The sequence below is a fragment of the Streptomyces sp. NPDC040622 genome (assembly GCF_055593965.1).
On record NZ_JBVIXD010000024.1, the window covers coordinates 32,887 to 55,821 of the forward strand.

Annotated in this window: 23 protein-coding genes; 12 read left to right on the top strand and 11 right to left on the bottom strand. The window is 71.2% G+C overall.

What is annotated here, in order from left to right; translation table 11 throughout:
* Positions 1-54: 54 nt before the first annotated feature.
* The 5 genes from ACZ592_RS38325 (at position 55) to ACZ592_RS38345 (ending at position 6,279) form a co-directional block, all read left to right on the top strand.
* Positions 55-513 (top strand): PaaI family thioesterase, encoded by a 459-nt coding sequence (locus ACZ592_RS38325; protein ID WP_471586375.1) that lies wholly within the window; start codon positions 55-57, stop codon positions 511-513.
* Positions 514-910: 397 nt separating this feature from the next.
* Positions 911-2,035: a recombinase RecA gene (gene recA / locus ACZ592_RS38330; RefSeq protein WP_471586376.1), complete on the top strand. Its 1,125-nt coding sequence runs from the start codon at positions 911-913 to the stop codon at positions 2,033-2,035.
* Between the two features lie 3 nt (positions 2,036-2,038).
* Positions 2,039-2,839 (top strand): recombination regulator RecX, encoded by an 801-nt coding sequence (gene recX / locus ACZ592_RS38335; protein WP_471586377.1) that lies wholly within the window; start codon positions 2,039-2,041, stop codon positions 2,837-2,839.
* A gap of 297 nt (positions 2,840-3,136) precedes the next feature.
* Positions 3,137-3,724, top strand: coding sequence for a helix-turn-helix domain-containing protein (locus ACZ592_RS38340; protein ID WP_471586378.1), 588 nt, complete (start codon positions 3,137-3,139; stop codon positions 3,722-3,724).
* The gene (locus ACZ592_RS38345) at positions 3,721-6,279 is read left to right on the top strand and encodes an FtsX-like permease family protein (protein WP_471586379.1); all 2,559 of its coding nucleotides are present in this window, start codon (positions 3,721-3,723) and stop codon (positions 6,277-6,279) included. The genes ACZ592_RS38340 and ACZ592_RS38345 overlap by 4 nt, the downstream gene beginning before the upstream one ends.
* A gap of 84 nt (positions 6,280-6,363) precedes the next feature.
* Here ACZ592_RS38345 and ACZ592_RS38350 read toward each other — a convergent pair whose 3' ends face one another.
* From ACZ592_RS38350 to ACZ592_RS38385, 8 genes are all read right to left on the bottom strand, one after another.
* Positions 6,364-6,810, bottom strand: a complete 447-nt coding sequence (locus ACZ592_RS38350) for a rhodanese-like domain-containing protein (protein WP_471586403.1) — start codon at positions 6,808-6,810, stop codon at positions 6,364-6,366.
* A gap of 38 nt (positions 6,811-6,848) precedes the next feature.
* Positions 6,849-7,388: a cupin domain-containing protein gene (locus tag ACZ592_RS38355; protein WP_471586380.1), complete on the bottom strand. Its 540-nt coding sequence runs from the start codon at positions 7,386-7,388 to the stop codon at positions 6,849-6,851.
* Positions 7,389-7,442: 54 nt separating this feature from the next.
* Positions 7,443-7,553, bottom strand: a complete 111-nt coding sequence (locus tag ACZ592_RS38360) for a putative leader peptide (protein ID WP_471586381.1) — start codon at positions 7,551-7,553, stop codon at positions 7,443-7,445.
* A 426-nt stretch (positions 7,554-7,979) separates the two neighbouring features.
* Positions 7,980-9,665: an FAD-dependent monooxygenase gene (locus tag ACZ592_RS38365; RefSeq protein ID WP_471586382.1), complete on the bottom strand. Its 1,686-nt coding sequence runs from the start codon at positions 9,663-9,665 to the stop codon at positions 7,980-7,982.
* 367 nt (positions 9,666-10,032) lie between these two features.
* On the bottom strand, positions 10,033-11,043 hold the full coding sequence (locus ACZ592_RS38370; RefSeq protein WP_471586383.1) for an amino acid ABC transporter permease: 1,011 nt from the start codon (positions 11,041-11,043) through the stop codon (positions 10,033-10,035).
* Entirely contained in the window at positions 11,040-11,687 is a 648-nt protein-coding gene (locus tag ACZ592_RS38375) for an amino acid ABC transporter permease (protein ID WP_471586384.1), read from the bottom strand. Before ACZ592_RS38375 ends, ACZ592_RS38370 begins: the two co-directional genes overlap by 4 nt.
* A gap of 122 nt (positions 11,688-11,809) precedes the next feature.
* Positions 11,810-12,730, bottom strand: coding sequence for a glutamate ABC transporter substrate-binding protein (locus ACZ592_RS38380; RefSeq protein ID WP_471586385.1), 921 nt, complete (start codon positions 12,728-12,730; stop codon positions 11,810-11,812).
* Between the two features lie 46 nt (positions 12,731-12,776).
* A complete protein-coding gene (locus ACZ592_RS38385; RefSeq protein WP_471586386.1) occupies positions 12,777-13,556 on the bottom strand; it encodes an amino acid ABC transporter ATP-binding protein in 780 nt (259 codons plus the stop codon).
* A gap of 286 nt (positions 13,557-13,842) precedes the next feature.
* On the opposite strand from ACZ592_RS38385, the gene ACZ592_RS38390 reads away from it, so the two are divergent.
* Both ACZ592_RS38390 and ACZ592_RS38395 read left to right on the top strand, forming a co-directional pair.
* On the top strand, positions 13,843-14,532 hold the full coding sequence (locus ACZ592_RS38390) for a response regulator transcription factor (protein WP_471586387.1): 690 nt from the start codon (positions 13,843-13,845) through the stop codon (positions 14,530-14,532).
* Between the two features lie 16 nt (positions 14,533-14,548).
* The gene (locus tag ACZ592_RS38395; RefSeq protein WP_471586388.1) at positions 14,549-15,961 is read left to right on the top strand and encodes a sensor histidine kinase; all 1,413 of its coding nucleotides are present in this window, start codon (positions 14,549-14,551) and stop codon (positions 15,959-15,961) included.
* 29 nt (positions 15,962-15,990) lie between these two features.
* Here ACZ592_RS38395 and ACZ592_RS38400 read toward each other — a convergent pair whose 3' ends face one another.
* The gene (locus tag ACZ592_RS38400) at positions 15,991-16,986 is read right to left on the bottom strand and encodes a TAXI family TRAP transporter solute-binding subunit (RefSeq protein WP_471586389.1); all 996 of its coding nucleotides are present in this window, start codon (positions 16,984-16,986) and stop codon (positions 15,991-15,993) included.
* 140 nt (positions 16,987-17,126) lie between these two features.
* Between ACZ592_RS38400 and miaB the strand changes: the two genes are divergently transcribed.
* A complete protein-coding gene (gene miaB, locus ACZ592_RS38405) occupies positions 17,127-18,617 on the top strand; it encodes a tRNA (N6-isopentenyl adenosine(37)-C2)-methylthiotransferase MiaB (RefSeq protein ID WP_471586390.1) in 1,491 nt (496 codons plus the stop codon).
* A 66-nt stretch (positions 18,618-18,683) separates the two neighbouring features.
* Positions 18,684-19,433 carry a class III extradiol dioxygenase subunit B-like domain-containing protein gene (locus ACZ592_RS38410; RefSeq protein ID WP_471586391.1) on the top strand — a complete coding sequence of 250 codons (750 nt, stop codon included), beginning with the start codon at positions 18,684-18,686 and terminating at the stop codon, positions 19,431-19,433.
* A gap of 180 nt (positions 19,434-19,613) precedes the next feature.
* Here the strand turns inward: ACZ592_RS38410 and ACZ592_RS38415 are convergent, their stop codons facing one another.
* Both ACZ592_RS38415 and ACZ592_RS38420 read right to left on the bottom strand, forming a co-directional pair.
* Positions 19,614-19,889, bottom strand: coding sequence for an antitoxin (locus tag ACZ592_RS38415; RefSeq protein ID WP_471586392.1), 276 nt, complete (start codon positions 19,887-19,889; stop codon positions 19,614-19,616).
* A gap of 24 nt (positions 19,890-19,913) precedes the next feature.
* Positions 19,914-20,252 (bottom strand): hypothetical protein, encoded by a 339-nt coding sequence (locus tag ACZ592_RS38420; RefSeq protein ID WP_471586393.1) that lies wholly within the window; start codon positions 20,250-20,252, stop codon positions 19,914-19,916.
* A gap of 182 nt (positions 20,253-20,434) precedes the next feature.
* Between ACZ592_RS38420 and miaA the strand changes: the two genes are divergently transcribed.
* The 3 genes from miaA to dapF all read left to right on the top strand — a co-directional run bounded on the left by miaA (position 20,435) and on the right by dapF (position 22,918).
* A complete protein-coding gene (miaA, locus tag ACZ592_RS38425; protein ID WP_471586394.1) occupies positions 20,435-21,373 on the top strand; it encodes a tRNA (adenosine(37)-N6)-dimethylallyltransferase MiaA in 939 nt (312 codons plus the stop codon).
* Between the two features lie 107 nt (positions 21,374-21,480).
* Entirely contained in the window at positions 21,481-21,942 is a 462-nt protein-coding gene (locus tag ACZ592_RS38430) for a hypothetical protein (RefSeq protein ID WP_471586404.1), read from the top strand.
* Between the two features lie 97 nt (positions 21,943-22,039).
* Complete coding sequence (gene dapF / locus ACZ592_RS38435) at positions 22,040-22,918, top strand: diaminopimelate epimerase (RefSeq protein WP_471586395.1); 879 nt, start codon at positions 22,040-22,042, stop codon at positions 22,916-22,918.
* Positions 22,919-22,935: the final 17 nt, after the last annotated feature.

Genomic DNA, 22,935 nt, shown 5'->3' on the forward strand with positions numbered 1-22,935 from the left:
CCTCCGTCGCGTCCCGCCCGTTCCGGCACCATGACGTCCGTCGAAGGAGAGCGCGTGGAAGACCAGTCGAAGCAGGAACAGGCGAGCCCCGAGGTCCACGAGCGCGTCCGGGCCAGCTTTGACCGCCAGGGCCTGATGAGCCACCTCGGCGCCCGGATATCCCACATCGCGCCGGGCCGCGTCCACATCGTGCTTCCCGGCCGGCCCGAGGTCACCCAGCAGCACGGCTACTTCCATGCCGGTGCCACCAGCGCCGTCGCGGACAGCGCCGGGGGCTACGCGGCCTGCACGCTGTTCCCCGAGAACGCCGACGTGCTCACCGTCGAGTACAAGATCAACCTGCTCGCGCCCGCCGTCGGCGACCACATCGAGGCGGTCGGGACCGTCCTGAAGTCCGGACGCACCCTGAGCGTGTGCCGGCTGGAGGTGTTCGGTGTCCGGGCCGACGGCGAGCGCGAGCTCGTCGCCAACGGGCAGCAGACGCTGATCCGCGTCAACCGCTCCGATCGGTAAGGCCGCAGCTCCGGGGCCGGAGCCAGCTCCGGAGTCGGGTCCGGACCCAGCTCCGGACCCGGCTCAGGCCCGGCTGCGGCTGTGGCTTCAGCCGCAGCCGGCGCCCCGGCCGTGTGCGGGGCCGAGGTCACTGCCGCCGCCGGAACCGACCGTTCCCTTCCCGGCGTGCCTGCGGCGTGCCGCGCTTGACACTGAATTCGAACATCCATTCTCATGGGGTGTCCGGCGGCGATTTTCCGGGGTGCGCGGGGCGATCCCGGAGACGCTGCGGAGGATTTCGGCAGAGGGATTGCCTCGAGTTATCCACAGGCTGGACGGGCGTCGGGGCGGATTGTCAGTGGCAGGCGTTAGCGTCTTTGACGTGAAGCGATCGACTCAAGCAAATCGGGTGGAACCCATGGCAGGAACCGACCGCGAGAAGGCGCTCGACGCCGCGCTCGCACAGATTGAACGGCAATTCGGCAAGGGCGCAGTGATGCGCATGGGCGAGCGGCCGAACGAGCCCATCGAGGTCATCCCCACCGGGTCGACCGCGCTCGACGTCGCGCTCGGCGTAGGCGGCATCCCGCGCGGCCGTGTGGTGGAGGTGTACGGACCGGAATCCTCCGGTAAGACGACCCTCACGCTGCACGCCGTGGCCAACGCCCAGCGGGCCGGCGGCGCGGTGGCCTTCGTGGACGCGGAGCACGCCCTCGACCCCGAGTACGCGAAGAAGCTCGGCGTCGACATCGACAACCTCATCCTGTCCCAGCCGGACAACGGCGAGCAGGCGCTCGAGATCGTCGACATGCTGGTCCGCTCCGGCGCCCTCGACCTGATCGTCATCGACTCCGTCGCCGCCCTGGTGCCGCGCGCGGAGATCGAGGGCGAGATGGGTGACTCGCACGTGGGTCTGCAGGCCCGCCTGATGAGCCAGGCGCTCCGGAAGATCACCAGCGCGCTCAACCAGTCCAAGACCACCGCGATCTTCATCAACCAGCTCCGCGAGAAGATCGGCGTGATGTTCGGCTCTCCGGAGACCACGACCGGTGGCCGGGCGCTGAAGTTCTACGCCTCGGTGCGCATGGACATCCGCCGTATCGAGACCCTGAAGGACGGCACGGACGCGGTGGGCAACCGCACCCGCGTCAAGGTCGTCAAGAACAAGGTCGCGCCGCCCTTCAAGCAGGCGGAGTTCGACATCCTCTACGGCCAGGGCATCAGCCGTGAGGGCGGCCTGATCGACATGGGCGTCGAGCACGGCTTCGTCCGCAAGGCGGGCGCCTGGTACACGTACGAGGGCGACCAGCTCGGCCAGGGCAAGGAGAACGCCCGTAACTTCCTGAAGGACAACCCCGACCTCGCCAACGAGATCGAGAGGAAGATCAAGGAGAAGCTGGGTGTCGGCGTAAAGCCCGAGGCCCCGGCCGAAGAGCCGGTCGTGGACACGGCGGTCGACGCGGCCCCGGCGGACGACGCCAAGACGGTGCCCGCGCCGGCGGTCAAGACCACCAAGTCCAAGGCCACGGCGGCCAAGAGCTAGTCCGTGACGCGACGAACCGACTGGGCGGACCGCACCGCCCCCGAAAGCCGCACCGGCCCCGCCGTCGGGCGGGCCCACGGGGGCGGTGCGGATCAGGACGGCACAGGCCGGGACAACAGCTGGGACGACGGCTTCGGGGACGGCGACGGCACCGCACCCGGTGACGACGGCTTCCCCGGCGACGGGGATCGCCGGGGCGCCGGTCGCGGCCGTCGGCGACGGCGCGGCGGTTCCGACGGCCGACAGGGCCGGGACGGCGACTCTCCTTCCTCGTCGAGGGCCGAGAAGGGAGAGCCGTCGACGGCGGATCCGGCTGAGCAGGCGCGGGCGATCTGTCTGCGGCTGCTCACCGGCACCGCACGCACGCGCAAGCAGCTCGCGGACGCGCTGCGCAAGCGGGAGATCCCCGACGAGGTGGCGGAGGAAGTGCTCTCCCGCTTCGAAGAGGTCGGTCTGATCAACGACAGCGCCTTCGCGGACGCCTGGGTGGAGTCCCGGCACCACGGCCGGGGCCTGGCCCGCCGTGCGCTCGCGCGGGAGCTGCGCACCAAGGGCGTGGACTCCACGCTGATCGACGAAGCGGTGGGCCAGCTCGACCCGGAGCAGGAGGAGGCGACCGCGCGTGAGCTCGTCGCCCGCAAGCTCCGTTCCACGCGAGGCCTCGACCGTGACAAGCGCCTGCGCCGGCTCGCGGGCATGCTCGCCCGCAAGGGGTACGGGGAGGGCATGGCCCTCAGGGTGGTCCGGCAGGCGCTGGAAGAAGAGGGCGAGGACACCGAAGGCTTGGGGCACGAGACGTTCTGATCCGGCCGCCCCCACGGGGGTGGGGCGGCAGCCGGAGCGTTCCGCGCATCCCAACTCGCGCTCCGCAGGGTGGGGTTAACCCCCCTGCGGAGACGCCGGGCCACCGCAGTGCACAGGGGCCTGTGCACAGACGACTGTGTACGCATGACACAGGAACCCGAGGGCCCCAGCTCTGAGGGGCCCGACTGCCCGGGCCCCGGAACTCAGCGGCCTGGCACGGCCGACGCGGCGCAGGTCCCGGGCCCAGCTCCGGCCCCGTCCCCGCAAGAGCTGAGTGACCTCCGCGTACTCAAAGCGTTGGCGCAGCCGCGACGGCAGCAGATGCTGCAACACCTCACCGTGCACGGCCCCGCCACCTCCGCGACTCTTGCCAGGGCCCTCGGCCTCAACACCGGGGCGACCAGCTACCACCTGCGTGAACTGGCCCGCTACGGCTTCGTCGAGCAGACGCACGGCTCCGGGCACGGGGGCTCGGCGCGCGGGCGTGAGCGCTGGTGGCGCGCCGTCCCCGGCGACCGGCGCTTTGTGCCGCGCAGCAGGCAGAGCCCCGAGACGCGGCTCGTCATGGACGAGCTCAACCACCTCTCGTACGCCGCCGACCTGGAGCTCTTCGAGCAGCTGCAGCAGCTTGGCGGAGCCGAACCCGACGCATGGGCCGACGCGTTCCCCTACTCGCGGGGCACGGTCCGGCTGACCCTCCCCGAACTCCGCGAGTTCTTCGAGGAGTACATCGCGCTGCTCAATCGCTACAAGCGGCCCGACGCCGACACGCCGGCCGGCGCCCGCACCGTCCTCACGCGATTCCTGGCCTTTCCCGCGCCCACGGCTGCTCATCCGCCCGTGCCCTCCTCGGACAACCGCACAGAGACGGACCCCTCCTCGTGATGCTGCGCTACGCACTGCAGACGGTCAGAGACCGCAAGGGCGGATTCCTGGGCGCCTTCCTCGCGCTGATGTGCGCCGCAGCGCTCATCACGGCCTGCGGCACCCTCCTGGAGACCGGCCTGCGCGGCACGATCAAGACCGAGCGCTACGCCGCCGCACCCGTGATCGTCTCCGCGGACCAGAACGTCCACCAGACCACGGTCAAGCACAAGAAGGGCAAGACCAAGGTCAAGCACAAGGCGAAACCGATCGCCGAGCGGGCCTGGCTGCAGGCGGACGACATCGCGGACCGGCTCAAGAGGGCCCCGGGGGTCGGTGCCGTCGTGCCCGAACTCACCTTTCTCGCACAGCCGTTGACGACCCGCAATGCGCATGCCGCTCCCGCGGACACCGACAGGATCTCCTACGGGCACGCCTGGGATTCCGCCGTTCTCACGCCCTTCCGCCTCGCCGACGGCAAAGCCCCGCGCGGCGCCCACGACCTGGTGATCGACCGGGACTTCGCCGACCGCGCGGGGCTCGGTCCGGGCGACCGCCTCACCGTCCAGTCGACACAGAGCCCGCGCGAGTACCGCATCACCGGCATCGCCACGCCGGAGAACGGCGCCCTCGCCCACCAGACCTCACTCTTCTTCTCCTCCGAAGAGGCCGAACGGCTCGCGGCGCACCCCGGAAAGGCCACCGCCTTCGGTGTCGTACCGGACCAGGGCACGACTGTCGCCGACCTCGAGGCAGCGGTCACGCGCGCCGTCAGCGGTACGACGGCGCAGGTCAGTGCTGGGGACGACCGAGGGCCCGTGGAGTTCCTCGACGCGGCGGCCGCGCGCGTCAAGCTCGTCAGCATCGGTGGTGCCATGGGCGGCACCTCCCTCTGCGTCGCCGTCCTCGTGGTCGTCGGCACCTTCGCCCTGTCGGTCCAGCAGCGCCACCGCGAACTCGCTCTGCTGCGTGCTGTCGCCGCGACCCCGCGGCAGATCCGCAGGCTCCTCGGGCGCGAGGCACTGATCATCGGTGGCGTCGCGGGGGTCGTCGGATCACTCGCCGGAATCCCGCTCGGCGGCCTGCTGCACGGCCGGTTCGTGGGCACGGGAGCCGTACCCGCCACCCTGGAGCGCACTGTCAGTGTCTTCCCGCCCCTGGCCGCCGTGGCCGCCACCCTGCTGGGCGCCTGGGCCGCGGCCCGCATCGCGGGGCGCAGGATCGTCCGGATCCGCCCGGCACAGGCCCTCGCCGAGGCACGGGTCGAACGGCACCGGCCCTCCTGGAGCCGTGTCGTCGCGGGCCTGGTGCTGCTCGCGGGTGGTGCTGTCCTGGTCGCTGTGCTGAGCGTGCTGCGCACCGAGGCGGCGTCGACCCCCGTGACGTTCCTGACCGTGGTCGTCCTCGCCTGTGCCATCGCGCTCCTCGGGCCGCTCGTGGTCAGGGCGGCGGCCGCGCTCCTGCGGGGCCCGCTCCGGCTGGCGGGGCCCGGTGGCAAGCTCGCCCACGCCAACCTGCGCGGCAACGCGGCCCGGATGGCCGCCGTCGTCACCCCGCTGGCCCTCCTCACCGGCATGACCTGCACCGTCCTCTTCGTCCAGCCCACCCTCGGCGACGCCGCCCGTGCCCAGGCCCGCGAAGGCATCCGCGCGGACTGGGTGCTGGCGGCACAGGGGCCGGGCGTCCCCGCGGAGGCCGCGCGGGAGCTGCGTACGACCCGAGGCGTCGAGGCCGCCACCGAGGTCGTCCGCACGACGGTGCGCGTCGGGCTGGACAAGTACCCCGCGCAGGGCGTCACTCCGGAAGGGCTCACCCGGACCTGGGACCCGGACGTCATCACTGGTTCGCTCAAGGGTTTCGACGAGGGCGGCGTCGCCGTCAGCGAACTCGCGGCGGACCAGCTCGGGCTGAAGCCCGGCAGCACGCTTGAGCTCACCCTGGGAGACGGCACGGAGGCTCGGCTCACGGTCCGCGCGGTGTACGCACGCGGGCTCGGGTTCGGCGATCTGACCATGGCACACGGCCTGGTCGCCCGCCACGTGGACAACCCGCTCGCCGCCACGGTCCTCGTCAAGAGCGACCGTACGCACGAACAACTCGCGGCAGCCGTCGAGAAGTTCCCGGGCATGCGTGTTCTCACCCCGGCGGATGCCGATGGGCTTCAGGCCGAGCGCCAGCAGGCCAACGCGGAGGTGAACCTTCTCGCGATGGGGCTCGTCCTTGCCTTCACCGCCATCGCGGTCGTCAACACCCTCGCGATGTCCGTGTCCGAGCGCGTACGGGAGTTCGCGATGCTGCGTCTCGCGGGCGCCACCCGTCGTCAGGTCCTGCGGATGCTGCGCACCGAGGCGCTGTCGGTCCTGTTCATCGGTACTGCGCTCGGCAGCGGTGTGGCGCTCGCCGTCCTGACCGCCTTCAGCGTGGGGATGACCGGCAGCGCGGCACCGACGGTCGCTCCCCTCGTGTGCGTCTCCGTGGTCGCTGTCGCGGGGCTGCTCGCCCTGGTCGCGACGGCGCTGCCGGGCCGTGCCGCCCTGAGGCCGCTTCCCGTCACGGTGGCGACGGCCAAGGAGTAGGAAACCGTACGCGCGCGTGGGCGCCCCCTCTTCAAGAGCCTTCAAGAGGGGCTTGAGGGAAAAGGGGCACCCACGCGCGCGTGCTTACGGCTGAGCGGTCACCACAGGCAGCCCCGCCGCGCGCCACGCCTGGAAGCCGCCGACGAGATCGGTGGCGTGACGGAGACCCAACTGCCGCAAGGAGACGGCCGCGAGGCTGGACGCGTAGCCCTCGTTGCAGACCACGACGACGTGCAGATCGTGCCCGGTGGCCTCCGCGGCGCGGTGACTGCCCTGTGGGTCGAGTCGCCACTCCAGCTCGTTGCGTTCGACGACGAGCGCGCCGGGGATCAGCCCGTCGCGCTCCCGCAGTGCCGCGTACCGGATGTCGACCAGCAGGCCGCCGGCCTCGGCGGCCTTGTACGCCTCCTCCGGAGAGAGCCGGTCGAGACCGAGCCGTACGCGGTCGAGCAACTCGTCGATACCGACGGGCCGTTCACCGGCCGACTCGGTCGCCTCAACCGCCCGGACCGGCTCGGCCTGTTCCCCCACGCCCCCGCCGACGTGCCCGTCGATGCGCTCTCGGTCACTCACTGCCAGTCCTCCGGGCGCTCCACGGACTCCAGGCGGAGCACGTCGCCGCTGCGGCTGTAGCGGCGGATCTGTGGCAGGGGCGGATAGTAGGCGTGCACGGAGACGGCGTGCTCGGTCGTGGACTCGTTCAGGACCTCGTGGACGTGGTTCCGGCCGAAGGCGCGGCCCTCGCCGGCCGTCAGCTTCCGCTCACGGTCGACGTCCTCGGAGAGTTCCAGGGTCTTCCACCCGTCGGTGGGCAGGCGTGCGGCGAGCGAGTTCTCCTTGAGGGCGCCCGCCGCGGTGAGGAAGGCGCCGACCGACTCCGCGTGGTCGTGCCAGCCGGTGCCGGTGCCGGGCGGCCAGCCGATCAGCCAGGCCTCGCTGCCGCCGGGGCCCTGGAGGCGCACCCAGGTGCGGCCCTCGGGGTCGAGCGGCAGGGAGGCGACCAGCTCGGAGTCGGCCGCTGTGCGGCGCACGAAGTCGAGGAGTTCGGCGGAGGTGGGCGCCGAGGAACGCGCGGACACGGGCGCGGTGGAGGAAGGGGTGACTGACACGAGTACCGTCCTGGAGGTTCGCGGAAGAGCGCGCGAGACGGCCCGGAACGGTGCTCAGCGCGCGGGGAACATGCGAATGCAGCAGGACGGGTGACACACGCAGCCTGCGTAGCGGACAAGGTCCATGTGGACCCTCCGCCACAGGCGCACATCGGTGTCGGTCACGATCCGGAGTAGACCACGGGGGTGGTGGCCGGTCAACCCCGGCTCAGCATGCGGTCGGGCGGCTTCAGTATGCGGGCCACGGGCGTACGCAAGCGGCGGGAAAACCCAAGAATCCGCTCAGGACCGCAAGCGTCGGGCAAGCCCTGGCCACCGCCGATGCGCGCCTTCGGCCCGCGCCGGCGCGTGCACCCCCGACTCGTCCCACCCGCACGCCCTCAGCCCACACCACTGCGTACGCCCGCACCACCGCGCAGCCCCTCGGACCGTGCGCCCGCACGCCCCCCAACCCGCACCACCTAGCACGCCCGGGCGCCCGCACCACGCGCCCCCGCACCGCGCGCCCCCGCACCGCGCGCCCCCGGGTCCCCCCCCGGACCGGACCCCCGAATCCACGCCCCCGGACCCAGGACCCCGAAACCAGACCCCTCACCCCCGAGGCCGTACCGCCGCCCCCGCACTCTGCACCTCGTCCGCGTCGCCCGTTTCGTCCGCTTTACCCTCCCGCTCCGCCCGTTCCGTCCGCGCCGCGCCGCCCCCGCGCCCCTTCGGCGCAGGACCGCCCAGCGCCGTTTCCGCCGCCGCGTACAGCTCGGCAGGGCGCACCCCGGACAGCGCCGTGACCAGGTGGCCGTCGGGCCGTACGAGCAGGACGGAGTGGGCGGCGGCCCCGGGGTAGCTCTCCGCGACGAGGAGCTCGGCGGGATGCGGCAGCGCCGTGACGGCCGCGGCGAGCCGCGGCATGATCCCGGCCGTCACCCAGTGCCGCCGCTCCCACACCACGGTGCCCGGCGCGACGAGAACGACGATCAGCTGCCCGAGTCCGAGCCGGTCCCGCAGTTGTACGAAGGACCCGTCGGGCGCCGTCACCCGCACGTCGGCGACCGGAGTGCCGGGCTCCGTGCCCACCTCCGAGACGGAGTCGGAGGGCGCGGGCGCCAGCGGCGACTCGGCGTACGAGGAGGGGGCGCCGAGCGGGCCGCGCCCCACGTGACCGTCCGTGAGCAGGGCGTCGTGTCCGCGCGCGGTCCCTGGCACGTACGAGCGCAGGCCCTTGCCGCCGCGCAGCACGGGGAGTGACTGGTCGGCGGCGCGCAGACGCGCGGCCACGCCGGCCCTGCGCTCGGTCTGATAGCTGTCGAGCAGCGACTCGTGCCCGCCGTGGTGCCATGCGAGGGCCAGCTTCCAGGCGAGGTTGTCGGCGTCCCGCAGTCCCTCGTCGAGCCCCTGTGTGCCGAGCGCGCCGAGCAGATGCGCGGCGTCCCCGGCCAGGAAGGCTCGACCGACCCGCCACCGGCGGGCGAGGCGGTGGTGGACGGTGTGCACGCCGGTGTCGAGCAGCTCGTACGGCGGTGTGGCGCCCCCGCACCAGCCCGCGAGGGTCTCCCGAATGCGGACGACGAGCGCGTCGGGCGTCACGAGCTCACCGCGCGGCGGCAGCAGCCAGTCGAGCCGCCACAGCCCGCCGGCGAGTGGACGGCCCGTCACCTCGGCGCCTCCGCCGCGCCACGGAGGCATCCGGTGCAACAACGCCTGACCGGGCCAGGGAAGTTCCGTGCGCAGCGCGGCCACCGCGTGTCGTTCGACGGCCGTGCGCCCGGGGAAGCGGACGTCGAGGAGCTTGCGCACCGTGGAGCGGGGCCCGTCGCAGCCGATCAGGTAACTTCCCCGCCACCACGTGCCCTTGGATCCGCGCGTGTGGGCGGTCACTCCGGAGACGTCCTGTTCCAGGGAGTCGAGCTTGCTCTCCACCGCGATCTTGACGAGTCGCTCGTCGGCGACGGCGTCCCGCAGGGCCCCGGTCAGCACGTGCTGCGGCAGGTGCAGCGGGGCGGGCGCCTCCTCACCGAAGGCGAGCTCGCGCATCAGCTGCTTGCGCCGTACGGAGCGCCAGCCGGTCCACCGCGCGCCCGATTCCGTGTCACCGAAGGAGTGACCCGCGAGCCGCTCCACGAAGGCCGCGGTGTCCTCGCGGAGCACGACGGTCCGCGCGGGACGCTGCTCGTCCTTGCCGGGGCCCTCGTCGAGGACGACGGTGGGCACCGAGTGCCGGGCGAGAGCGAGGGAGAGCGCGAGCCCCACGGGGCCCGCGCCGACAACGATCACCGGGTCCACGGCGCACACCCTCCGGCCCGGCGGGCTCCGAGGGCCCGGACTGCCCGGAAGCGTCGGACGTACCTACAGGAACTGGCAGTTGGAGCCCGGTGCACGATCACAGAACGTATGCAACCTATTGCTTGTGCCCGCGTCAAGCGACGACGGCAGTGGCGCGACCGCCTCCGTCACTGGGATGTCCGATCGTCCCATCAGTCGACAGTTGATCTTGTCGGACACGCGGGGCCGTCGCCCACGCGCGCGGGACGCTCGAACGGCCCATGACCGTGCCGCTGACCGACGCCGCGACCGGTCCACGGAACGGGGGAGGCGGCGGCCCCGTGGCCACCGCCTCCCCCGACTCTGCCGGTCCGGTCCTGACGTCTGCTCAGTTCGCCTTGCTGGGCGGCACGTCGGGGCCGTCGGGGTTCGCCGAGGTGCCCTTGGGCTCCGCAGGGGCGGTGCCGGTCGGCTGCGGGCCGTCGGCGGTCGGGCCGAGCGGTTCGGCGGCGTCGAGCACACCCGGAGCCTCGGCCGGTTCGGCGGCCGCCGCCACGGCGATGCCCGTCTTGGCGCGTCGCCCACGCTTCTCGACCCAGGTGGCGAGCCCCGAGAGCGCCATGCACATCGCCACGTAGATCGTGCCGACGACCATGATCACCGGAACGTAGATGTACTGGCCGTTGACGAGGGTCGTGTTGGCGAGCTGACGCGCCACGTACAGGAGCTCCGCGTACGTGATGATGTAGCCGAGCGACGTGTCCTTCAGCGTGACCACCAGCTGGCTGATGATCGTGGGCAGCATGGACCTGACCGCCTGCGGCAGCAGCAGCATCGTCATCACCTGGGACTTGCGCAGCCCCAGTGCGTACGCCGCCTCCACCTGACCGCGCGGCACGGCGTTGAAGCCGGCTCGCAGCACCTCCGCCTGCACCGCGCCGTTGTAGATCGACAGGCCGATGACCAGGGCCCAGAAGCCGTTGTTCGACCCGATGACGCCGAGGTCGCTCTTGTAGGTGAGGAAGAGCACCCACAGGGCGTAGATCGTGATCAGCAGCGGGATGGCACGGAACAGCTCGATGAAGCCTGTGGCCACCCAGCGGACCGGGCGGTGGTCCGACGCGCGGGCGACCGCGAGCAGCGCGCCCAGCACCAGGGACAGCGCGCCGGCGAGCGCGAAGACCTTCAGCGTGGTGACGATGCCGTCGCGGATGGCCGTCCGCACGTTCGAGTAGTTGAAGGTGTTCCACACCTCGGACGCGAAGTGACCGCGGTCCGCGAGGCGCATGATCACGAAGGCGATGAGGCCGAGGATGGCGGCCGTGCCGACGACGGAGTAGATGCGGTTGCGCATCCGGGCCTTGGGGCCCGGTGCGTCGTACAGAACGCTGGAGCTCATCGTGCGACCTCCATGCTCCGCTCGAGCAGCCGGAACAGACCGCTGATGGTGAAGGTGATCACGAGGTAGCCGAGCGCCACCCAGAGGAAGAGCCAGGCGATGGCGAAGCCCTGGTCACTGAGGAACTTCTGCCAGCCGAAGAGTTCCGTGACGCTGAAGGCGCCCGCGATGGCGGAGTTCTTCGTCAGCGCGATGAAGATGCTGCTCAGCGGCGGCAGCACGGTACGCACGGCCTGGGGCAGGACGATCGTGCCGAGCGTCTGGAAGAACGTCATGCCCAGCGACCGGGCGGCCTCCGCCTGCCCCAGAGGCACGGTGTTGATGCCGGACCTGACGGCTTCGCAGACGAACGAGGAGGTGTAGACGCTGAGCACGATCAGCGCCTTGGTCCACGGGTCGAAGCCGAAGTCGAAGACCTGCGGCACCGCGAACCAGATGGTCAGGAAGAGCAGCGTCAGCGGTGTGTTCCGGAACAGGGTGACCCAAGCGGTGCCGAAGAACCGCAGTGGAGGTACCGGCGAGACCCGGAAGCCTGCCAGCACGATGCCGAGGAGCAGCGCGAGCAGGCCGCTGGCCACGGTCAGCCAGACGGTGCCTATGAATCCCTCGCGGAATTCCGCCAAATGGTCGAGCAGTACATTCACGGGGATGTCCTCGTGGGCGGCAGTGGTCGGGCAGGGGAGCCGGGCCCCGTACGCGCCACCTGGACGCGTACGGGGATCCGGTCAGCTCACTGCCGGGGAGGTGGGACGGTCGAGCGGCGCGATCAGTAGCGCTCGAGGGCCGGCGGCTCGGTGAACTTGGAGCCCGACAGGCCGAGCGTCGCGTCGTACGCCTTCTTGTAGTCGCCGTTCTTCTGGTGCGCCTCGACGGCGTCCGCGACCGCGTCGCGCAGAGCCTTGTCGCTCTTGTTCATGCCGATGCCGTACGGCTCCTTGGTGAACGGCTTGCCGACGACCCGCAGGGCCTTCGGCTGCTGGGCGGCGTAGCCCTTGAGGATGGCGTCGTCGGTGGTGACGGCGTCAACCTCCTTGTTGATGAGCTGCTGCACGCACTCCGAGTACTTGGCCAGCTCGACGGTCTTGGCGCCGTACTTCGGCTTCTTGATCTCCTGGAGCGGAGTGGAGCCGACGATCGAGCAGACCTTCTTGCCCTTCACGGAGTCCGGGCCGGTGATGCTCTTCTCATCCTGGCGGACGAGAAGGTCGGCACCCGCCATGAAGTACGGACCGGCGAAGCCGACCTGCTTCTTGCGCTCGTCGTTGATCGTGTACGTGCCTACGTAGAGGTCGACGTCGCCCTTGGAGATGGTGGTCTCACGCACGCCGGAGTCGATCGTCTTGAACTCGATCTGGTCGGCCTTGAAGCCGAGGTCGGCGGCGACCATCTTGGCGATCTCGATGTCGAAGCCGGAGCGCTTGCCCGCGCTGTCCTTGAAGCCCAGGTACGGCTGGTCGTCCTTGGCGCCGATGACGATCTTGCCCGCCTTCTGGGCCTTCTTCAGGACCGTCGAGTCGAGCTTCACGCCCGACTTCACGTCGTACGTGGGCAGCTTGGGTGCGTTCTTGCCGCCGGTCGGGTCCTTCGGCTTGTCGCCGGCCGTGCCCTCTTCACCGCCGCACGCCGTGGCGGTGAGGGCGAGGGCGGCGACAACGGCCGCAGCGGCGGCGGACTTGCGGAGCTTCATGGTGAACATCCTCTGGTTCGACTGGTGTGGAGACGGCGTGGGAGCCTCAGTGCTTAAGGATCTTCGACAGGAAGTCCTTGGCCCGGTCGCTGCGCGGGTTGTTGAAGAACTGGTCCGGCACGGCCTCTTCGACGATCCGACCGTCCGCCATGAAGACCACGCGGTTGGCCGCGGAGCGGGCGAAACCCATCTCATGAGTGACGACGACCATCGTCATGCCGTCCCGGGCGAGCTGCTGCATCACCTCGAGGACCTCGTTGATCATCTCCGGGTCGAGCGCCGATGTGGGCTCGTCGAAGAGCATCACCTTGGGGTCCATCGCCAACGCCCGGGCGATGGCGACACGTTGCTGCTGACCGCCGGAGAGCTGCGCGGGGTACTTGTCGGCCTGGGAGGCGACGCCCACGCGGTCGAGCAGACCGCGTGCCTTCGTCTCCGCCTCCGCCTTGCCGATCTTGCGCACCTTGGTCTGGCCCAGCGTCACGTTCTCGAGCACGGTCTTGTGCGCGAAAAGGTTGAAGGACTGGAAGACCATGCCCACGTCCGCGCGGAGGCGGGCGAGCTCCTTGCCCTCCTGGGGCAGCGGCTTGCCGTCGATCGAGATGCTTCCCGAGTCGATCGTCTCCAGGCGGTTGACGGCACGGCACAGGGTCGACTTGCCGGACCCGGAGGGGCCGATCACGACGACGACCTCGCCCCGGGCGATGGTCAGGTCGATGTCCTGGAGGACGTGCAGAGCGCCGAAGTGCTTGTTGACGTTCTTCAGCACGACCAGGTCGTCGGCCCCAGACGGTATGGCGTCCTTGGTCACCGATGCTTCGGTCACGGCTTGTTGCTCCATCCTCCTCGGTTGGGAGGACAGTAATAACCCAGTGCGACCAGCGTCATTACATCTGAGGGGAAATTGAGCATAACGATCCGGCCGCAACCGGACACTCCGTGTGAAGAGGGTCCACGGAGTGCGTACCGGGTGGGTAACGGAACGTGCAGGCGACCCCATCCCTCTTGACGCGGTCCTTATCCATCGGCGTGGATGCCTTGGTGCGCCCGCACCACCACAGGCCATGATTACCGGCCGCCATGGAACGACGGATGAACTGGAGGGGGCCCCTATGCGACTGCTTCTCGTCGAGGACGACGATCATGTGGCCGCCGCCCTGTCCGCGGTCCTGGCGCGGCACGGCTTCGACGTCGTGCACGCGCGCAGCGGTGAAGAGGCGCTCCAGGCACTGCTGCCCGCCGAAGCGTCTCCCTTCGGAGTGGTGCTTCTCGATCTGGGGCTGCCCGACCAGGACGGCTACGAGGTCTGCGGCAAGATCCGCAAGCGCGGGTCGATTCCGGTGATCATGGTGACGGCCCGCTCGGACGTCCGCTCCCGGATCCACGGCCTCAACCTCGGAGCCGATGACTACGTAGTGAAGCCGTACGACACCGGGGAGCTCATCGCCCGCATCCACGCGGTCATCCGGCGGCCCACCCCCGGCGGCGCGGCGGCCCCCGGCGACAGCGAACTGCGGCTCGGTGCCGTGCACATCGAGCTGCCCACCCGGCAGGTCAGCGTCGACGGTTCGGTCGTCCAGCTGACCCGCAAGGAGTTCGACCTGCTCGCCCTGCTCGCCCAGCGCCCCGGAGTGGTGTTCCGCAGGGAACAGATCATCAGCGAGGTGTGGCGCACCAGTTGGGAGGGGACGGGGCGCACGCTGGAGGTGCACGTGGCGTCCCTGCGCTCCAAGCTGCATATGCCCGCGCTGATCGAGACCGTGCGCGGCGTCGGCTACCGCCTCGTCGCGCCGGCCGCCTAGCCAAGAGCGAGGACAGGTGCACTCTCGCCTCCTCCCGCTGCTGATCGTTCTCATGGCGGGCGTCCTGCTCGCGCTCGGCTTCCCGCTCGCCGTCAGTGTCGCGGCGGCCCAGCAGCAGAAGGTGGTCGTCGACCGGATCGACGACACGGCACGCTTCGCGTCGCTCGCCCAGTTCGTCACCAAACGTCCCGCGGGATCACGGGTGGTGGGCAGCAAGGACGAGCGCCGCGAGACGCTGCAGAAGGAACTCGACGACTACTTCGACGTCTACGGCATCCGCGCGGGCGTCTTCTACCGCGACGACGGCCCCATGGCCAACGCCCCGAACGACTGGTTCCTGCCCCAGGGCGGAGCCGTGCGGGACGCCTTCGACGAGGCCCTGCGCTCCCGCGGCAGCCACGACCCGGAACAGGTGTGGCCGTGGCAGCGGGGGCGGCTGGCCGTGGCCTCACCGGTGATCAAGGACGGTGACGTCATCGCCGTGGTCGTCACGGACTCGCCGACGGGACGCATGCGTTCCCAGACGCTGCACGGCTGGCTGCTCATCGTCGCCGGTGAGTCGGCGGCCATGCTCCTTGCGGTCGGCGCGGCCCTGCGGCTCACCGGCTGGGTGCTGCGTCCGGTGCGCGTCCTGGACGCCACCACGCACGACATCGCGACCGGACGCCTCAAGTCCCGGGTCGCGGCGGCGGGCGGGCCGCCGGAACTGCGACGCCTGGCCCGGTCGTTCAACGAGATGGCCGACAACGTCCAGGACGTCCTCGAACAGCAGCGCGCCTTCGTCGCCGACGCCTCGCACCAACTGCGCAACCCCCTCTCGGCCCTCCTCCTGCGCATCGAACTCCTCGCCCTCGAACTGCCCGAGGGCAACGAGGAGATCGCCTCGGTCCGCACCGAGGGCAAGCGCCTGGCCCAGGTCCTCGACGACCTGCTCGACCTGGCGCTCGCCGAGCACGCCGAGGCCGACCTCGATGTCACCGACATCGGCGACCTGGCCGCCGAGCGCGTCGCCGCCTGGCGCCCGCTCGCCGACCGGCGGGGCGTACGGCTGACGGGCGAGTGCCCGGCCACGACGGGCTGGGCGGACCCGGTCGCCCTCTCCAGCGCGCTGGACGCCGTGATCGACAACGCCCTGAAGTTCACGCCCGAAGACGGGGCGGTCCATGTGACGGTCGCCTCCAGCGACGCGACGACGACGGTCGTGGTCACCGACGGCGGCCCCGGCCTCACCGACGACGAACTCGCCCGCGTCGGCGACCGCTTCTGGCGCAGCAACCGCCACCAGAACGTCAAGGGCTCGGGGCTCGGCCTGTCCATCTCGCGGGCCCTGCTCGCGGCGGGCGGCGGCTCCATCGCGTACGACCGCCACGAGCCGCACGGACTGAGGGTGACGGTCAGCGTCCCGCGCAGCGAGCCTTCCGCGGGCTGACGGGGCCGCTCAGGGCCGTCGGAGAGGCCTCAGGGCTTGACCGAGCGGTAGTAGCGGCGCGCGCCGTCGTGCAGCGGCAGCGGGTCCGTGAACAGGGCGGTGCGCAGATCCACCAACTGGGCCGCGTGCACCTCATCCCCTATGTGGTCGCGGCTGTCGATGACGGTGCGGGTCAGCCGCTCGGTGAGCTCTGGATCGGCCCGGTCCGTGGTCACCAGGAGGTTCGCCACGGCCAGTGTCGGCACGGCGGCGCCGTGCTGGGCCTCGGGATAGGCGTCGGCCGGCATCGTCGCGGCCCGGTAGTACCGTGAGCCGCCGCCCTGCTTGTGCAGCGCGTCGACGAGGTAGCCGAGCTTCACGAGTTCGATGTCCATCTCCTCGGAGAGCTCGCGCACGGAGGTGGTCGGGAGCCCGCCGGACCAGAAGAAGGCATCGATGGAACCGTGCTTCAGGAGGTCGGGCATGGTGTCGATGCCCGCGGCCACCGGCTCGATGTCGGCGCTCGGATCGAGCCCCGCCGCGGTGAGCAGCCGGTCGGCCACCAGCCGCACGCCGGAGTGCTCCTGGCCGACCGCGACGCGCTTGTGCCGCAGGTCCTCGACGGAGTCGATCTTCGAGTCGCGGGGCACCACGAGCTGGATGTAGTCGTCGTACAGCCGCGTGCAGCCCCGCAGACGCATCCAGCCCGGTGCCCCGTCGAGGCGGTACGTCTCCACGGCGTCGGCCGCCGCGATGGTGAAGTCGGACGTGCCGGTGGCCACGCGCGCGATGTTCTGCTGCGACCCCTCACTGTTGAGGAGCTCGACGTCGACCTTCGGCATGTCCTGGGAGATCGCCGTCTCCAAGAGCTTGCCGTACCGCTCGTAGACGCCCTTCTTCACGCCCGTACTGAACGTGATGCGCCCGCTGGGGGAGTCGTCGCCCACCGGCAGCAGCCACCACAGCAGCAACCCGAACACCACGAGCGCCGCGGCCGAACCTTGCAGGGCGCGGCGCCTGCTGATGGGGGGAAGTGCCTTGAGCATGCGCGCGATCCTGCCAGCCCACTCACCGTGATGACCAGGGGTGAGGTCACACCGGGCCCGCCCGGAATCCGGCCCCGCCGGCAGCCCGGTCGGAATCCGCGGACACGCGCGCGTGGCGACCCCGTACCCTGGGGGGCGAGATGAGCGCGAAGACTTACGAGGTGCGCACCTACGGGTGCCAGATGAACGTCCATGACTCCGAGCGGCTCTCCGGGCTGCTGGAGGACGCCGGCTACGAGCGTGCGCCCGACGGGGCGGACGGCGATGCCGACGTCGTCGTCTTCAACACGTGCGCCGTGCGCGAGAACGCCGACAACCGTCTGTACGGCAATCTCGGCCGCCTGGCGCCGATGAAGACCAAGCGTCCGGGGATGCAGATCGCCGTCGGCGGCTGCCTGGCCCAGAAGGACCGCGACACCATCGTCAAGAAGGCGCCCTGGGTGGACGTCGTCTTCGGCACGCACAACATCGGCAAGCTGCCGGTCCTCCTGGAGCGCGCCCGCGTCCAGGAAGAGGCGCAGGTCGAGATCGCGGAGTCGCTCGAGGCCTTCCCGTCGACGCTGCCGACCCGCCGCGAGAGCGCGTACGCGGCGTGGGTCTCCATCTCCGTCGGCTGCAACAACACCTGCACCTTCTGCATCGTGCCCGCGCTGCGCGGCAAGGAGAAGGACCGCAGGACCGGCGACATCCTCGCGGAGATCGAGGCGCTCGTCGGCGAGGGCGTCTCCGAGATCACCCTCCTCGGGCAGAACGTGAACGCGTACGGCTCGGACATCGGCGACCGCGAGGCCTTCAGCAAGCTCCTGCGCGCCTGCGGGAAGATCGAGGGCCTGGAGCGCGTGCGCTTCACCTCCCCGCATCCGCGCGACTTCACCGACGACGTGATCGCCGCCATGGCCGAGACGCCGAACGTGATGCCGCAGCTCCACATGCCGCTGCAGTCCGGCTCGGACCCCGTGCTCAAGGCGATGCGCCGCTCGTACCGGCAGGATCGTTTCCTGGGGATCATCGAGAAGGTCCGCGCCGCCATGCCCGACGCGGCGATCTCCACCGACATCATCGTGGGCTTCCCCGGCGAGACCGAGGAGGACTTCGAGCAGACCATGCACGTGGTCCGCGAGGCGCGCTTCGCCAATGCCTTCACCTTCCAGTACTCCAAGCGTCCCGGGACCCCGGCGGCGACCATGGAGGGGCAGATCCCCAAGGAGGTCGTCCAGTCGCGCTACGAGCGTCTGGTGGCCGTCCAGGAGGAGATCTCCTGGGGGGAGAACAAGAAGCAGGTCGGCCGCACCCTGGAGCTGATGGTCGCCGAGGGCGAGGGCCGCAAGGACGGTGCCACGCACCGCCTCTCCGGCCGCGCCCCCGACAACCGCCTCGTCCACTTCACCAAGCCGGACACCGAGGTGCGCCCCGGCGATGTCGTGACCGTCGAGATCACCTACGCCGCACCGCACCACCTGCTCGCCGAGGGCGCCGTCCTGAACGTGCGTCCCACGCGCGCGGGCGACGCCTGGGAGAAGCGGAACGCCGAGGCCGCCGCGAAGCCCGCCGGCGTGATGCTCGGCCTGCCGAAGATCGGTGCTCCGGAGCCCCTCCCGGTGGCCACGGGCAGCGGCTGCGGCTGCGACTGACCCCGGGGCGGCTCGTGACGGGGGAGGGGCCCCGGCCCGCTGTCAGGGAGCGTTACCCTCCGGATCATGCTTGTCGCCGCAGCCATCTGCCCCTCTTCGCCGCTGCTCGTCCCCGAACTCGCCGCGGGCGCCGCTCCCGAACTGGACACCGCGCGCGCGGCCTGCTCGGACGCCCTCGCGGTACTCGCAGCCGCGCGTCCCGACCGCCTCGTCGTGGTCGGCCCCGCCGAGCAGAGCGGGCGTGGTCCGCATCCGCAGGGCGCGCGTGGCTCCTTCCGGGGGTTCGGGGTGGACCTCGACGTACGCCTCGGTCCCGAGCCGCCGCAGGGAGCCTCCCAGGGCGACGAACCGGCCGCGTCCGGCGCCGCGCAGCGGGAGCTCCCCCCGTCGCTCTCCGTGGCCGCGTGGCTGCTCGCGCGTACGCGCTGGTCGACCGTTCCGGTGGAAGGTCTCGGCGTGGGGGAACCACTTGCCGCCGAGCGGTGTATCCACGTCGGAGGTGAGATCGGAGCGCGGGCCGACCGCGTGGCTCTGCTGGTGATGGGCGACGCCAGCGCGTGCCGCACGCTGAAGGCCCCGGGGTACCTCGACGACCGGGCGGCCGGCTTCGACGCGGAGGCCGGACGGGCGCTCGGCACGGCCGACGTGGCGGCGCTGAAAGAGCTGGACGAGGACCTCGCATACGAACTGAAGGCGGCGGGCCGTGCGCCGTGGCAGGTGCTCGCCGGGGCGGCGGACGGCGCCGCGCTCAGCGGTGAGCTGCTCTACGAGGACGCGCCGTACGGCGTCGGGTACGTGGTGGCCGCCTGGTCGTAGCCGGGCTGCGGGCGTAGTCGGGTTCCCGGCCCACCCGGCATAACGGGTTCCGGGCCGCGACGCACCGATCGGTCGCGTACGGCGGGGGAGCGGGACGTTGTGTTCCGGCTGCCGTCGTGCGCCCGGAACACGCGGTGGCGGCCGCGAAGCGCGCTGCTTCGCGGCCGTCCGCCGCTGCTGTCAGGAAGCCGGCGGGGGAGGGGGAGACGACGGCGGAGCGGCGCTGTCGCCGGCGTCCGCGCCCTTGTCCGTCCCGCCGAGGCGGTCGACGGCATCCTTCGCCTTGCCCGTGCCTGCCTGGATCTTGTCGCTGTACTTGCCCTTGGTCTTTTCGTCGACCACCTTCGCGGCCTTGTCCAGGCCCTGGTCGATCTTGTCCCCGTGCTGCTGCGCGAGGCCCGAGACCTTGTCCTTGGCCGGGGCGAGCTTGGCTTTCAGTTGGTCCAGGAAGCCCATGGGTCCACCTTCCCTCGCTGGGGGCTACTTGCGGGCGCTCTCACCGGCCTCGTTGTCCGCCGCCGCCTCGGCGGACTGCTGCTTCGGGATCTCCACACCCTCGGCTGCGGCCGCTTCGGCGCTCTCCGCCGGCTTCTCGCCGGCAACGGCCGCCTCGGTGTCCTCAGCGGCCGCGGCGTCCTCGGCGCTCTCGGTGCTCCCGGCGTCCTTGTCGGCCTCGGCAGCGGGCTTCGCATCGGTGTCGGACTCGGAGGCATCCTCGGCCGCTTCCGGCTCGGCCGTCAGTGTGGCCGCGGCCGCATCGGTCGTTGACGCCTCGTCGCTGTCCTTGGCCTTCCGGCGGAACCGTGTAAAAACGCCCATATCTACTCCATACGTTACTCGTGTGGGCGAAATCCCGCCCTGCCCGGTGCGTCCCATTGCGGCGCACGGGTGATCGGTCCTCGAAACCGGCGGTCGGAACCTCGCAACAGGAAACGACCTCAGAGCCGTGCCGTCACGTAGCTCGTTCGGGAAGAGGGCGGGCGGTTTGCGAGACTGGGGCGGTGAGTAGTGCAGCCCCCGCCCCGCGGGTCATCGCCGTCGTCGGTCCGACCGCGGCAGGAAAGTCCGATCTGGGCGTTTTCCTCGCCCAGCGCCTCGGCGGCGAAATCGTCAACGCCGACTCCATGCAGCTCTACCGTGGGATGGATATCGGCACCGCCAAGCTGACGCCCGAGGAACGCGGCGACGTGCCCCACCACCTCCTCGACATCTGGGACGTCACGGAGGCGGCCAGCGTCGCCGAGTACCAGAGGCTGGCGCGCGCCGAGATCGACCGTCTCCTTGCCGCGGGGCGCTGGCCCATCCTGGTCGGCGGCTCCGGCCTGTACGTGCGCGGGGCCGTGGACCACCTGGAGTTCCCCGGCACCGACCCCGCCGTGCGGGCCCGCCTGGAGGAGGAGCTCACCCTGCGCGGCTCCGGGGCGCTGCACGCCCGCCTGGCCGCCGCCGACCCCGGTGCGGCACAGGCCATCCTGCCCAGCAACGGCCGCCGCATCGTCCGCGCCCTGGAGGTCATCGAGATCACGGGCAAGCCCTTCACCGCCAACCTCCCCGGCCACGACTCGGTGTACGACACCGTGCAGATCGGCGTCGACGTCGCACGTCCCGAGCTCGACGCACGCATCGCCGCGCGCGTGGACCGCATGTGGGAGCGGGGCCTGGTCGAGGAAGTGCGCGCCCTGGAGGAGCAGGGACTGCGCGAGGGGCGGACGGCATCGCGCGCACTCGGCTACCAGCAGGTGCTCACGGCGCTCGCGGGGGAGTGCACGCAGGACGAGGCGCGCGCCGAGACCGTACGGGCCACCAAACGCTTCGCACGCCGGCAGGACTCGTGGTTCCGCCGCGATCCGCGGGTGCATTGGCTCAGTGGGGCCGTCGCCGACATGGAAGAACTCCCGGCACGCGCACTGGCGTTGGTCGAACGACCGGTCACAGCCTGATCACGTGATGGCATCGGGACGCTCCGGCGGTCATCCCGGCACCTGACGCCGTGCCATCATCGACCATCGATCGACCGGTGGAGTCCGAAGTGGGAGGGCGCGTGGCGATGGAGGCCGGCCCTCGTAACACCGCACATGACGGCGGAGAGCAGCTGAGTCCCGACGGTCCAGACGAGACCCCGGGCGGTGTGACGGACGACGGTCCCGGCGCGGACGAGATGGCGCCGGAGGCCGAGGTCGAGGTCGAGCTGCGACCGCAGCCCCGCCTGCGCGTCTGGCAGCTCGCGCCCATCGTGATCCTGGCCGCGGTCGGCTCCCTGATGTTCGCCTTCCCGCTCGCCTTCGAGTTCGGCGACGGCGGCGCCGTGGTGGCCATGCTCGGGCTGCTGATCAGCTGCTGCGCCGCGGGCTGGGGCATGATGGCCGCCCGCCGCGTGGGGTACACCTGGCCGGGGCTGCCCGAGCGCGGCTCGGGGAGCCGAGCGGACTGGCGGGTCGTCTCCGCGTACTCCCTGCTCGTCCTCGGCGCGGTCGCCCTGGCCGTGTGGCGGGTGGCCAGGCTCCGCTGAGGCACCGGGCGCCGACGTCGCGGGGCGCCCCGCGCGGAACGCCGGCCCGGCCGCACCGCGTGGACCGCGTGTCGTGGCCACCCCGTACGATCGAGGAATGAGCACGCGGATCGCCTTCCTCAAGGGGCACGGGACCGAGAACGACTTCGTGATCATCCCCGACCCGGACAACGCCGTCGAGCTGTCCCCGGCGGCCGTGGCCGCCCTGTGCGACCGGCGTGCGGGCATCGGCGGCGACGGCCTCCTGCACGTCGTGCGCTCGGCCGCCCACCCCGACGCCCGCCACCTCGCGGACCGCGCCGAGTGGTTCATGGACTACCGCAACGGCGACGGCTCGGTCGCCGAGATGTGCGGCAACGGCGTGCGCGTCTTCGCCCGCTACCTGCAGCGCGCGGGGCACGTCGGCGAGGGAGACCTGGCGGTGGCCACCCGCGGCGGCGTGAAGACCGTGCACATCGCCAAGGCGGAGTCCGGCGGCGACATCACCGTCGGCATGGGCAGGGCGCAGCTCCCCGAAGGGGACGTCACCGTCTCCGTCGGCGACCACAGCTGGCCCGCGCGCAACGTGAACATGGGCAACCCGCACGCCGTCGCTTTCGTGGACGACCTCTCCGAAGCGGGCAACCTCTACGACCCGCCGCCCTTCAGCCCCGCCTCCGCCTACCCGGACGGGGTGAACGTCGAGTTCGTCGTCCCCCGCGGCCCGCGCCACGTCGCCATGCGCGTGCACGAGCGCGGCTCGGGCGAGACCCGTTCCTGCGGCACGGGCGCGTGCGCCGTGGCCGTGGCGGCGGCCCGCAAGGACGGCGCGGACCCGGCCGTGACCGGAGCCCCGGTCACGTACACCGTCGACCTGCCGGGCGGCCGCCTGGTCATCACCGAGCGGCCCGACGGTGAGATCGAGATGACGGGCGGCGCGGTGATCGTCGCGGAGGGCGAGATCGCGTCCGAATGGCTCGAAACTGCAATCTCATGAACTGTCGCTCGAATGGG

Coding starts and splice junctions, on each gene's coding strand:
- ACZ592_RS38380 (WP_471586385.1), bottom strand. CDS start 12,730: ATGAAGCTCCGCAAGTCCGCCGCCGCTGCGGCCGTTGTCGCCGCCCTC.
- dapF (WP_471586395.1), top strand. CDS start 22,040: ATGAGCACGCGGATCGCCTTCCTCAAGGGGCACGGGACCGAGAACGAC.
- ACZ592_RS38415 (WP_471586392.1), bottom strand. CDS start 19,889: ATGGGCTTCCTGGACCAACTGAAAGCCAAGCTCGCCCCGGCCAAGGAC.
- recA (WP_471586376.1), top strand. CDS start 911: ATGGCAGGAACCGACCGCGAGAAGGCGCTCGACGCCGCGCTCGCACAG.
- ACZ592_RS38390 (WP_471586387.1), top strand. CDS start 13,843: ATGCGACTGCTTCTCGTCGAGGACGACGATCATGTGGCCGCCGCCCTG.
- ACZ592_RS38400 (WP_471586389.1), bottom strand. CDS start 16,986: ATGCTCAAGGCACTTCCCCCCATCAGCAGGCGCCGCGCCCTGCAAGGT.
- ACZ592_RS38430 (WP_471586404.1), top strand. CDS start 21,481: ATGGAGGCCGGCCCTCGTAACACCGCACATGACGGCGGAGAGCAGCTG.
- ACZ592_RS38410 (WP_471586391.1), top strand. CDS start 18,684: ATGCTTGTCGCCGCAGCCATCTGCCCCTCTTCGCCGCTGCTCGTCCCC.
- ACZ592_RS38420 (WP_471586393.1), bottom strand. CDS start 20,252: ATGGGCGTTTTTACACGGTTCCGCCGGAAGGCCAAGGACAGCGACGAG.
- miaB (WP_471586390.1), top strand. CDS start 17,127: ATGAGCGCGAAGACTTACGAGGTGCGCACCTACGGGTGCCAGATGAAC.
- ACZ592_RS38370 (WP_471586383.1), bottom strand. CDS start 11,043: ATGAGCTCCAGCGTTCTGTACGACGCACCGGGCCCCAAGGCCCGGATG.